Here is an 11,881-nt window from a genome sequence, read left to right on the forward strand (position 1 = left end):
GGCACCCATCGGGCTGTCGCCGAAGGGCAATAGCTCAATTGGCAGAGCAGCGGTCTCCAAAACCGCAGGTTGGGGGTTCAAGTCCCTCTTGCCCTGCGATGCAGGCTGGTCTCCAGTCCTGTTGACCAGCCAGCATCCGCCCAGGTGCCACCTGGCGTGACCGAAGGAACGATGTGACCAACGACAAGTTGCTGCCCGAAGACAAGGACGATGCGCTTGACGCGCAGGCCGTCGCGTCCGACGACAGCATCGCGGCCACCGATCCCGAGTTTGACGACGAGCAGGCGGGCGACGTCATCGACGACGAAGCCGGGACCGAAGACCCCGCTGACCTCGAAGACCCCGCCGGCGAGGACCTCGCTGCAGAGGCCGACCTGGACACCGACTACATCGTGGTTGACGACGAGGCTGAAGAGCTGACCGACGCGGACGACGAGGTCGACGACACCCCCGACAAGGGTGACCCCGAAGACGTCGTGATCGACGACGAGCAGCAGTTGGCCGAGGCCGAATCCGTCGCCGCGAAGGCAAAGAGCACGCGTCCCGCCAAGCGCAAGGTCACCACGGCCCCCGTCAAGAAGGACCGCGCCACCCCGAAGCAGGACAAGTCGTCCAAGGGCGTCGAGAAGAAGAAGCGCACCGGCCCGATCGGCTTCGCCAAGCAGTCGGGCGCCGAGCTGAAGAAGGTCATCTGGCCGACCGGCGACCAGCTGCGCGAGTACTTCATCGTCGTGCTCGTCTTCGTGCTCCTGGTGGTTGGCTTCGTGAGCCTGCTCGACCTGGGGTACGGTCGATTGTTGCTCTGGTGGCTGGCCTGACCGGCTGTCCCCGACGTCCCCAACCTGAAACGTGAGATTGCCGTGAGCGAGAATTCCGAGTTTGACCCGATCGCCGGGGATGACATCCAGATTGACCTGGGTGCCTTCGACGCCGAGACCGAGTCGGACGACACCGGTCTGAACCTGGACTTCGGTGCCGACGACGAGACCCCCGAGCAGGAACTGAACCTCGACTTCGATGTCGAGGGCGGCGCTGACGAGGACGACGAGGCTGCAGCCCTCGAGCAGGAGCCCGACGCCCTGCTCGACGCTGCACTCGAGGAACTGCGCGCCGAACTGCGCAGCAAGCCCGGCGACTGGTACGTGCTGCACACCTACTCCGGCATGGAGAACAAGGTGAAGCAGAACCTGGACGCCCGCGCCCAGACGCTCGACCAGACCGACTACATCTTCGAGACGGTCGTGCCCACCGAGACGGTCGAAGAGATCCGCAATGGCACCCGCAAGCAGGTCACCCGTGTGGTGCTGCCCGGTTACGTGCTGGTGCGCATGGAGATGACTGAGGACTCGTGGGCCACGGTGCGCCACACCCCCTCGGTCACCGGTTTCGTCGGCCACGCCAACGACCCGGTGCCGCTCAGCCTCGCCGAGGTCGAGAACATGCTCACGCCCTCGATCAAGGCCAGGGTTGCTGCCGAGAACCAGGGCAGGCCGACCCCGCGCACGAAGAAGAAGGTCGAGGTCGTCGACTACCAGGTGGGCGACTCGGTGCAGGTCATCGACGGCCCCTTCGCCGGTGTGCACGCCTCGATCACCGAGATCAACCCGAACAGCCAGCGCCTCAAGGCCCTGGTCGAGATCCTGGGCCGCGAAACCCCGGTCGACCTCGAGTTCTCGCAGATCCAGAAGCTCTGAATTTCCCTCTCGCCCCGATTTGGGGGATGATGGGGAGTCGGCTCCCTGTGGGGCCGCGATTCGTGGTGTGCCCGCGCATGGTGGGCATGCCGCGCCCGGCTTCGTCCGGGTACCCCAGATGAACCCCGGCTGCAGCCTGCAGCCGGAACCAAACGAAGGACCCACCACATGCCTCCCAAGAAGAAGGTGGCGGCGCTCGTCAAGGTTGCCTTGAACGCGGGTGCTGCAACCCCGGCTCCGCCGGTCGGTACCGCCCTCGGCCCGCATGGCGTCAACATCATGGAGTTCTGCAAGGCGTACAACGCCCAGACGGAATCCCAGCGTGGCAACGTCATCCCCGTCGAGATCACGATCTACGAGGACCGTACGTTCACGTTCGTGCTCAAGACCCCGCCGGCTGCTGAGCTGATCAAGAAGGCCGCTGGTCTGCAGAAGGGCTCGCCCGTCCCGAACAAGGACAAGGTTGGCAAGCTGACCAAGGACCAGGTGCGCGAGATCGCCACCACCAAGATGCCCGACCTCAACGCCAACGATGTTGAGCAGGCCATGAAGATCGTCGCCGGCACCGCCCGGTCCATGGGCGTCACTGTCGAGGACTGATCCCCGCATTCCCGCGCCGGTGATCGCACCGGCACCCACCTGGCAGGGCAGCGCGCCCGCACCAGGAACTGGTCGGCCAGATCACGGTCTGGCCATGGAAAGGAACCAGGATGAAGCGCAGCAAGGCTTACAACGCCGCCGCCGACAAGATCGACGACGCGCAGCTGTACACCCCCGAGCAGGCACTGGCGCTGGTCAAGGACGGCGCCTCGGCGAAGTTCGACGAGACCGTCGACGTGGCCATGCGGCTGGGTGTTGACCCCCGCAAGGCTGACCAGATGGTGCGCGGCACCGTCAACCTGCCCCACGGCACCGGCAAGACGGCACGGGTCCTCGTCTTCGCCACGGGCCAGAAGGCAGAGGACGCGCTCGCGGCCGGTGCTGACGAGGTCGGCGCCGACGAGCTGATCGAGAAGGTGGCCGGCGGCTACCTCGACTTCGACTCTGTCGTGGCCACCCCCGACATGATGGGCAAGGTCGGTCGTCTGGGCCGCGTGCTCGGCCCCCGCGGCCTGATGCCGAACCCCAAGACCGGCACCGTCACCATGGACGTCACCAAGGCCGTCTCGGACATCAAGGGCGGCAAGATCGAGTTCCGTGTCGACCGGCACGCGAACCTGCACTTCCTGGTCGGCAAGGCGTCGTTCACCCCGCAGCAGCTCAACGAGAACTACTTCGCGGCGCTCGACGAGATCCTGCGCCTGAAGCCCAGCACCTCGAAGGGTCGCTACCTGAAGAAGGTCGTCGTCAGCTCGACGATGGGCCCCGGCGTCAACATCGACCCGGCCCGTCACAAGGCTGCCGCCGACGAGGCCTGAGCCAACAGCATCCACGGCCCCGTCCCCACCGTGGGGGCGGGGCCGTGTGCTGTCCCCGGGGTGAATGTCACAGGTGCGCTGTAGTCTCACCCACATGCCCGACCCCTCACTCGGACGCGCCCGCCTGGTCGCCCAGGGCCTGCTGACCCGTCCGTTCACCACACCATCGGACGCCGTGCGTGCCCACGTCGCGATGCAGGGCCAGGATCTGCCCGGGGTCATGGCCTCGGCCGCGCTGCGTACCGCCGGCGGCACCGTCGAGGCGGTGATCGAGGCGCTCGACAGCGGCGAGCTTGTGCGTGGTTACCCGATGCGTGGCACGGTGTTCCTGATGGCCGCCGATGACGTGGCCTGGGTGACCGAGTTGGCCAGCGGGTGGATGCTGCGTGCCCAGGCGGCGCGGCGTGGGCAACTGGGCCTGACGGCAGACCTTGTCGAACAGGCCAGCGAGGTTGCCCAGCAGGTGCTGGTGGGCACCGAGCGTGGTCTGCCGCGCACCGAACTGTTCGCCCACTGGCAGGCGGTCGGCGTGCCGACCACCGGCGGCGCCGGCTACCACGTGCTGTCGCACCTGATCGGCCGCGGTGAGCTCGTCCACGGGCCGTGGAACGGCACCGACCAGAACGTGGTGGCCACCGCGCAGTGGCTGCCACGCGGCAACGACGTCGAGTTGCGGTTCAACGGTGACGTCACGGCGGCGACGGCTGAGTTTCTGCTGCGCTACCTGACCAGCCATGGGCCGGCGACCGTGCGTGACTTTGCGTGGTGGACGAAGCTGCCGCTCAAACAGGTGCGGGCGGGGCTGGCCCTGGTGCGCGACCAACTCGAGGCTTCCGACGAGGACGAGCCAGCCTATTGGCGTGCGGGGCTGGCCGACGAGGTCGACGCCCTGGGTGACGAGGTCGGCAGGCCGTTGCTGCTGCCGGGCTTCGACGAGTTCATCCTGGGCTACCAGGACCGGCTGTTCGCCATGGCAGAGCTCGAGCACGACTTGCTGGTGCCCGGCAACAACGGCGTGTTCCGGCGCACGGCGGTGCGCGATGGCCAAGTGCTCGGCACCTGGTCGCGCGGGGGTCGTCCGGGCAAACGGACGTTCGAACTGGTGCTGTTCGAAGGCGTGCGGGTCACGAAGAAGCTCGCCGGTGCCTACGAGCGGCTCTACCGCGACTTCCCGTGGTTGGTGGACTGAGCGTCGTGGACTGAACCAAGGTGGGCTGGCGCGCCGGGCTCAGGCGGCCGGTCGCACCGAGTAGTAGTACGGCATCGTCGACATCTTGGCCTTGTTGACCGGGGTGCCCGGACGGGAGGCGTGGATGACGTAGCCGTCGCCGACGTAGAGGCCGACATGCCCGCCGGTGTAGAAGCCGACGATGTCACCGGGACGCAGTTCGGACTTCGAGACCTTCTTCAGGCTGCCCAGCTGCTGGTAGCTGGTGCGGGGCACGCTGACGCCGGCCGCCTTCCACGCCGCGCCGGTCAGGCCCGAGCAGTCATAGGACGACGGGCCGGTCGCGCCATAGACATAGGGCTTGCCGAGCTGGGCATAGGCGAACTTCACGGCCACGTCGGCCTTGGACACGGCCTGGGTGGTGGTCGTCGGCGACGTGGTCGGCAGCGGCTTGGCGACGGCACGGGGCACCGTCTTGAGCGGCACCTTGCCGCCCAGCGACGAGCCGGTGGCGATCACTGACCCGGCCCCCGAGCGCAGGGCGGCCAGGGTGGCGGTGTCGACCGTGCCATTCTGGGCCAGGCCGCGCGACCTCTGGTACTGCAGCACATAGGCGCGGGTCTGGTCGTCGAAGGTGTTGGTCACCTTGATGCCCAGCTGCAATTGCTGGATCGACTTCTGCAGCGCGGTCACCTCGCTGCCCGAGGTGCCATACGTGGCCGAGGTGGTGACGAAACCTGCCCAGTACATCGAGCAGTAGACGGTGGGGGTGCTGGTGCACGGGTTGGCGTGCGCGGGGGCAGCGGACACCAGGGTCGTGCCGGTGCCCAGCGCCAGGGCGGTCGTGAGTGCCACAGCAGCGGTGCGAAGCTTGGACATGGGTCCCCTTACGGAGGGGTGCTGCGTGGGCGGCACCTGGTTCGTCGGTGGAGTCGTCGTGGTTCGCGCGACGATCCACTGTAAACCAACTGAGTTTCCTCAGCCAAGTCTCATGCAATCGCGTTATTTCTCAGGTTCGTGGTCGGACCTGCCGGACGTGGCCTCACAAGTGGTCCAGCGGCACCGCCTCGTCCTTCAGGTGCGCGGCCGACACATCACGTCCGACGATGCCGCGCAGGGTGTCGTTGACGTCCCAGGTGTTCACGTTCATCGCCGCCGTGACCACGCCCTCGCGGCGCCAGAAGGCGATGAACTCCCCGGCCTCGACCGACCCACGCACGACCAGTTCGTCGTCGGGGGAGTTGTCGCCGATGTATTCCATGCCCAGGTCGAACTGGTCGGTGTAGAAGTACGGCAGCCAGTCATAGGTGTTGGTGTGGCCCAGGATGGTCTGGGCCGCGAGCTTGCCCATGCGCAGGGCGTTGTCCCAGTGCTCGCGGCGAAGCCGTTTGCCCAGCAGGGTGTTGCGCGCGTTGGCGATGTCGCCGATGGCCAGGACTGCCGGGTCGCGGGTGCGCAGGTGCTCATCGACCAGCACGCCATTGTCGACGTCGAGGCCGGCCTCGGCGGCCAGGGCCACCCGTGGCGCCGCGCCGACGGCCAGCAGCACCAGGTCGGCCGGCACCTCGCCGCCGTCGGTCACCAGGCCTGCGGCCCGCCCGTCGCGTTCGATCACCGCCGACACATTCGTGTTCATGCGCAGGTCGACGCCGTGGTGGCGGTGCAGGTTCGCGAAGTGCTCGCCCATGGTGTCGCCGAGAATGTTGCCGAGGGGCTGGGGGACCGGTGCCACAGCGGTCACCTGCATGCCGGCCAGCTGTGCGGCGGCGGCAACCTCGAGCCCGATCCAGCCAGTGCCGACGATGGCCACTCGCCCGCCCCGGGCAAACCGTTCGTGCAGCGCATCGGATTCGCCGAGTTCGCGCAGGGTCACCACGCCCGGCAGGTCTGCTCCCGGCAGCGGGATGCGACGGGAGTCGGCGCCGGTGGCAAGCACCAGCTGGTCGTAGTGCACCTGCTGCGCGCCTGCCTCGTCCGGCCCCTGGATGGTGATGGTGTGGGCGGACCGGTCGATGGAGCCCACCGTCGTGCCAAGCCGCAGGTCGATGCTGTGCTCGGCATACCATTCCCGGGCTTGCAGGGTGATCTCGGCCAGTGTGGCCCGGCCCTGCAGGTACTCCTTGGACAACTTGGTGCGGTCGTAGGGCAATGCCTGTTCGCTGCCCACGAGGGTCAACGGACCCGTGAAGCCCTGCTCGCGCAACGCGAAGGCGGCATGCGCCCCCGCCAGTCCTGCCCCGATGATCACAACACTGTGGTGGTTCATGACGCTCCAGACCCTGGTGCCGTCTGCCCCCCGTGGCAACGGCGGTCAGGCCAGTCTAGTGAGACTGGCGGGCTGCGGGTAGGCCCTGTGGCAGTGGCCCTGTGTGGGAATAGCCATGTGTGGGAATAGCCATGTGTGGGAATAGCCCTGTGTGGGAATAGCCCTGTGTGGGAATGGCGCTGTGGGAAGCCGGTGCGGCCGCTGATTTGGTCGGTGGGGCCAGGTCGCGTACAGTACTGCGAGTACCAAAGACCGCCGGTGGCAAGTTCCCAAAGGTCTGGCATCAGTTCGCTGGGGCCGGACGCCTGCGCAGGTGACACGAGGAAGTCCTGGCTGCGTGCAGCCGGGGACGCATGCCCCGCGCCGCCCGCGCCGGGGCTTTTTTTGTGGCACGCGCCTCCCACGTCCCAGGAACAACATCCGAGAAGTGGAAGGAGACCGAAATGGCGAGGCCTGACAAGGTGGCCGCGGTCGAGGAGCTGCAGGAGAAGTTCTCCAGCTCCCAGGCCGTCGTGCTGACCGAGTATCGCGGACTCACCGTGGCGGCGCTGAAGGACCTTCGTCGGTCCCTCGGCGAGGACGCCACCTACGCCGTTGCGAAGAACACTCTGACCAGGATTGCGGCCAGGAATGCCGAGATCGAGGGGCTCGACGAGCACCTCACCGGCCCCACGGCCCTGACCTTCATCAGCGGTGACGTTGCCACCGTGGCGAAGGGTCTGAGTAACTTCGCGAAGGCGAATCCGCTTCTGGTGATCAAGGGTGGCGTGATGGACGGTCGTGTCCTGAACGCCGACGAGGTCAAGAAATTGGCCAACCTCGAGTCGCGCGAGACCCTTCTCGCAAAGCTCGCCGGCGGGATGCAGGCCAACCTGCAGCGCGCCGTGTTCATGCTTGCCGCTCCGCTCAGCCAGGCCGCTCGTGCCCTGGGTGCGCTGGAGGCCGCCGCGCAGGCAGACCCGTCCGTCATCGGAGGCGCCGGCCAGGCTGCCCCCGTTGCCCAGACCCAGGAGCAGGGCAGCGATGCTGCCACCCCCGCCGCAGAAGCGGCACCCAGTGAAGACGCCGCTGGTGCGGCTGAAACCGAGTAAGGAAGGACGCCCATCATGGCTAAGCTCACCAACGAAGAGCTGCTCGAGGCTTTCAAGGAAATGACCCTCATCGAGCTCAGCGAGTTCGTCAAGCAGTTCGAGGACGCTTTCGGCGTCACCGCTGCTGCCCCCGTGGCTGTCGCCGCTGCCGCTCCGGCTGCCGGTGGCGCCGGTGGCGACGAGGCCGCTGCTGACGAGGGCTCGGACGAGGTCGACGTCATCCTCGACTCGGCCGGCGACAAGAAGATCCAGGTCATCAAGGAGGTCCGCGCCCTGACCAGCCTTGGTCTGAAGGAGGCAAAGGACCTCGTGGAGTCGGCCCCCAAGGCCATCCTGGAGAAGGTCAAGAAGGACGTTGCCGAGAAGGCCAAGGAGCAGCTCGAGGCTGCCGGCGCCACCGTCTCGTTCAAGTGATCTGACGCTGCCACAGCATGCAAGGCCGGTCCCCCCGGGGGCCGGCCTTGTGTCGTGCCTGGGTGTGGCAGGCCCACCCTGCCCATCTGCCGACATCCCGGCACCCGCGCGTTGTGCAGCCCCGTGACGGCGCTATCATCGTTGCTGAACTGCGCCGACTTGCATGCGGCGCCCATGTTGGCGTACCGTAATCTCTTGCCCTATCGCAACTTGCGCCCCGCGCCTTGACGCGGGCCGTCCTGCATGCACAAATCTGCGTGTTGAAGTTCTTGGAAGGAACGCACCTTGGCCGCCTCGCGCACTGCGTCGAAGAACACCAACGTCATCTCCACCAGCGGACGGATCTCTTTCGCCAAGATCGCTGAACCCCTCGAGGTTCCCGATCTGCTCGAGGTTCAGACCGCGTCGTTCGACTGGCTCGTCGGCAACGACACCTGGAAGGCCAAGGTCGAGCAGGCGCTCGCCGAAGGCCGCACCGATATCAACCCCAAGTCGGGCCTCGAAGAGATCTTCGAAGAGATCTCGCCGATTACCGACCTCGCCGAGACGATGTCACTGTCGCTGCGCGACCACCGTTTCGAGGAGCCCAAGCACACCATCGAGGAGTGCAAGGACAAGGACGTCACCTACGCCGCCCCGCTGTTCGTCACCGCCGAGTTCATGAGCGACGTCGACGGCGTCATCAAGTCGCAGACCGTGTTCATCGGCGACTTCCCCCTGATGACCCCCGAGGGCACCTTCATCATCAACGGCACCGAGCGCGTGGTCGTCTCGCAGCTGGTGCGTTCGCCAGGTGTCTACTTCGAGCAGACCCCCGACAAGACGTCGGACAAGGACATCTTCACCGCCAAGATGATCCCCTCGCGTGGTGCGTGGCTCGAGTTCGAGGTCGACAAGCGCGACCTCGTCGGCGTTCGCCTCGACCGCAAGCGCAAGCAGCACGTCACCGTGCTGTTGCAGGCACTTGGCTGGACCCGCGACCGCATCATCGAGGAGTTCGGTGAGTACGAGTCGATGCGCCAGACCCTCGAGAAGGACAACATCCAGACCCAGGATGACGCACTGCTCGACATCTACCGCAAGCTGCGTCCGGGCGAACCGCCGGCACGCGACGCCGCGCAGACCCTGCTGAACAACTACTACTTCAACCCGAAGCGCTACGACATGGCCAAGGTCGGTCGCTACAAGGTCAACAAGAAGCTGGGCCTGGGCCTGCCCTTCGACCAGCAGGTGCTGACCGAAGAAGACATCGTCGCCACGATCCACTACGTGTGTGCGCTGCACGAGGGCCGCGAGACCCTGGGTGAGAACAACCTGCCCGTCGAGGCCGATGACATCGACCACTTCGGCAACCGTCGCCTGCGCACGGTCGGCGAGCTGATCCAGAACCAGCTGCGCACCGGCCTCGGCCGCATGGAGCGTGTGGTCCGCGACCGCATGACCACCCAGGACATCGAGGCCATCGCGCCGCAGACCCTGATCAACATCCGCCCGGTCACCGCTGCGCTGAAGGAGTTCTTCGGCACCTCGCAGCTGTCGCAGTTCATGGACCAGAACAACCCGCTCGCGGGCCTGACCCACAAGCGCCGCCTGTCGGCGCTGGGCCCCGGCGGTCTGTCACGTGACCGCGCCGGCATGGAGGTGCGAGACGTGCACCCCTCGCACTACGGCCGCATGTGCCCCATCGAGACCCCTGAAGGCCCGAACATCGGCCTGATCGGCTCGCTGGCCTCGTTCGCCCGCGTCAACGCGTTTGGCTTCATCGAGACCCCGTACCGCAAGGTGGTCGACGGTGTCGTGACTGACCAGATCGACTACCTCACCGCCGATGAAGAGGACCGCTACGTCATCGCCCAGGCAAATGCCGCCATGGACGAGCAGGGCAACCTCATCGAGGAGCGGGTCCTCGTCCGCATCAAGGACGGCGACGTCGACTCGGTGCACCCGACCGAACTGCAGTACATGGACGTGTCGCCGCGCCAGATGGTGTCGGTCGCCACTGCCCTGATCCCGTTCCTCGAGCATGACGACGCCTCCCGGGCCCTCATGGGTGCGAACATGCAGCGTCAGGCCGTGCCGCTGCTGCGCAGCGAGGCCCCGTTCGTCGGCACCGGCATGGAATACCGCGCCGCGACCGACGTCGGCGACGTCACCCTGGCCGCCAAGCCGGGCGAGGTCGTCTCGGTCTCGGCCGACCTCATTGAGGTGGCCAACTCCGACGGCACCAACTCGGTCTACCGCCTCAAGAAGTTCGAGCGCTCGAACGCCGGCACCTGCACGAACCAGCGCCCGCTGGTGCAGCCCGGCCAGAAGGTCGACGTGCGTACCCCGCTCGCTGACGGTCCCTGCACCGACGGTGGCGAGATGGCGCTCGGCCGCAACCTGCTCGTGGCATTCATGCCGTGGGAGGGCCACAACTACGAGGACGCGATCATCCTGTCGCAGCGCCTCGTGCAGGACGACGTGCTCACCTCGATCCACATCGAGGAGCACGAGGTCGACGCCCGCGACACCAAGCTTGGTGCCGAAGAGATCACCCGCGACATCCCCAACGTCAACGAGGACATGCTCGCTGACCTGGACGAGCGTGGCATCGTGCGCATCGGCGCCGAGGTCTCGGCGGGCGACATCCTCGTCGGCAAGGTCACCCCGAAGGGCGAGACCGAGCTGACCCCCGAGGAGCGCCTGTTGCGTGCCATCTTCGGCGAGAAGGCCCGCGAGGTGCGCGACACCTCGATGAAGGTGCCCCACGGCGAGACCGGCACAGTCATCGGCGTGCGCGTCTTCGACCGCGAAGAGGGCGACGAGCTCGCCCCCGGCGTGAACCAGATGGTGCGCGTCTACGTGGCCCAGAAGCGCAAGATCTCGGACGGTGACAAGCTGGCCGGTCGTCACGGCAACAAGGGCGTCATCTCGAAGATCCTGCCGGTCGAGGACATGCCGTTCCTCGAGGACGGCACCCCTGTCGACATCGTGCTGAACCCGCTGGGTGTGCCTTCGCGCATGAACATCGGCCAGGTGCTCGAGAACCACCTGGGCTGGATTGCGAAGACCGGCTGGGACCTGACCGAGGCCGAGGGCGAGTGGGCAGACCGCATGCGCGAGGTGGGCCTGTCGCACGTCGACGGCAACTCGCGTCTGGCCACACCGGTCTTCGACGGCGCCAACGAGGCTGAGATCGCCGGTCTGCTCGAGCACGGCCTGCCCACCCGCGACGGCGACCGCCTGGTCGACGGCAACGGCAAGGCGCGCCTGTACGACGGTCGTTCTGGTGAGCCCTACCCCGAGCGCATCGGTGTCGGTTACATGTACATGCTGAAGCTGCACCACCTGGTCGACGACAAGATCCACGCGCGTTCGACCGGCCCGTACTCGATGATCACCCAGCAGCCGCTGGGTGGTAAGGCGCAGTTCGGTGGCCAGCGTTTCGGTGAGATGGAGGTGTGGGCACTCGAGGCCTACGGCGCGGCCTGGGCGCTCCAGGAACTGCTGACCATCAAGTCGGACGACGTGCCGGGCCGTGTCAAGGTCTACGAGGCGATCGTCAAGGGCGAGAACATCCCTGAGCCGGGCATTCCTGAGTCGTTCAAGGTGCTGATCAAGGAAATGAAGTCACTGTGCCTGAACGTCGAGGTGCTCTCGACTGACGGCACCGTCGTCGAGTTGCGTGACTCCGAGGACGACTTCCGCTCTGCCGAGGACTTCGGCATCGACCTGTCCCGCCGCCCTGGAAGTGATTCCTTCGCAGGCGTCGACGAAGTCTGAGACCCCTCAGACCCGGAACTCAGACGATCGTCATCCCCGGGGCGCTGGACGCCAACCCCAGCGCC

The 11,881-nt window shown here is 66.7% G+C and carries 10 protein-coding genes and 1 tRNA gene; 9 read left to right on the forward strand and 2 right to left on the reverse strand.

The features are described from left to right. The first annotated feature begins 23 nt into the window (after window positions 1-23). From ACQCX5_RS10670 to ACQCX5_RS10695, 6 genes are all read left to right on the forward strand, one after another. A tRNA-Trp gene (locus ACQCX5_RS10670) sits at window positions 24-96 on the forward strand. 152 nt (window positions 97-248) lie between these two features. Beyond that, window positions 249-818, forward strand: a complete 570-nt coding sequence (gene secE / locus ACQCX5_RS10675; RefSeq protein WP_434542207.1) for a preprotein translocase subunit SecE — start codon at window positions 249-251, stop codon at window positions 816-818. A 42-nt stretch (window positions 819-860) separates the two neighbouring features. Then, window positions 861-1,694 carry a transcription termination/antitermination protein NusG gene (gene nusG / locus ACQCX5_RS10680; RefSeq protein ID WP_434542013.1) on the forward strand — a complete coding sequence of 278 codons (834 nt, stop codon included), beginning with the start codon at window positions 861-863 and terminating at the stop codon, window positions 1,692-1,694. A gap of 168 nt (window positions 1,695-1,862) precedes the next feature. Further along, window positions 1,863-2,294: a 50S ribosomal protein L11 gene (gene rplK / locus ACQCX5_RS10685; RefSeq protein ID WP_434542014.1), complete on the forward strand. Its 432-nt coding sequence runs from the start codon at window positions 1,863-1,865 to the stop codon at window positions 2,292-2,294. Window positions 2,295-2,404: 110 nt separating this feature from the next. Next, a complete protein-coding gene (gene rplA / locus ACQCX5_RS10690; protein WP_434542015.1) occupies window positions 2,405-3,112 on the forward strand; it encodes a 50S ribosomal protein L1 in 708 nt (235 codons plus the stop codon). A gap of 94 nt (window positions 3,113-3,206) precedes the next feature. After that, on the forward strand, window positions 3,207-4,301 hold the full coding sequence (locus ACQCX5_RS10695) for a winged helix DNA-binding domain-containing protein (protein WP_434542016.1): 1,095 nt from the start codon (window positions 3,207-3,209) through the stop codon (window positions 4,299-4,301). Window positions 4,302-4,340: 39 nt separating this feature from the next. On the opposite strand, the gene ACQCX5_RS10700 is transcribed toward ACQCX5_RS10695, so the two are convergent. Continuing rightward, window positions 4,341-5,159 (reverse strand): C40 family peptidase, encoded by an 819-nt coding sequence (locus tag ACQCX5_RS10700; RefSeq protein ID WP_434542017.1) that lies wholly within the window; start codon window positions 5,157-5,159, stop codon window positions 4,341-4,343. A 163-nt stretch (window positions 5,160-5,322) separates the two neighbouring features. Next, complete coding sequence (locus ACQCX5_RS10705) at window positions 5,323-6,546, reverse strand: NAD(P)/FAD-dependent oxidoreductase (protein WP_434542018.1); 1,224 nt, start codon at window positions 6,544-6,546, stop codon at window positions 5,323-5,325. 443 nt (window positions 6,547-6,989) lie between these two features. Here ACQCX5_RS10705 and rplJ point away from each other — a divergent pair, with 443 nt between their 5' ends. The 3 genes from rplJ to rpoB all read left to right on the forward strand — a co-directional run bounded on the left by rplJ (window position 6,990) and on the right by rpoB (window position 11,816). After that, the gene (gene rplJ, locus ACQCX5_RS10710; protein ID WP_434542019.1) at window positions 6,990-7,637 is read left to right on the forward strand and encodes a 50S ribosomal protein L10; all 648 of its coding nucleotides are present in this window, start codon (window positions 6,990-6,992) and stop codon (window positions 7,635-7,637) included. Window positions 7,638-7,652: 15 nt separating this feature from the next. Further along, a complete protein-coding gene (gene rplL, locus ACQCX5_RS10715; protein WP_434542020.1) occupies window positions 7,653-8,051 on the forward strand; it encodes a 50S ribosomal protein L7/L12 in 399 nt (132 codons plus the stop codon). Between the two features lie 285 nt (window positions 8,052-8,336). Beyond that, window positions 8,337-11,816, forward strand: coding sequence for a DNA-directed RNA polymerase subunit beta (gene rpoB, locus ACQCX5_RS10720; RefSeq protein ID WP_434542021.1), 3,480 nt, complete (start codon window positions 8,337-8,339; stop codon window positions 11,814-11,816). Window positions 11,817-11,881: the final 65 nt, after the last annotated feature.

Origin of the sequence: Aestuariimicrobium sp. G57 (assembly GCF_050110855.1) — a bacterium.
In the GTDB taxonomy this organism is placed as follows: domain Bacteria; phylum Actinomycetota; class Actinomycetes; order Propionibacteriales; family Propionibacteriaceae; genus Aestuariimicrobium.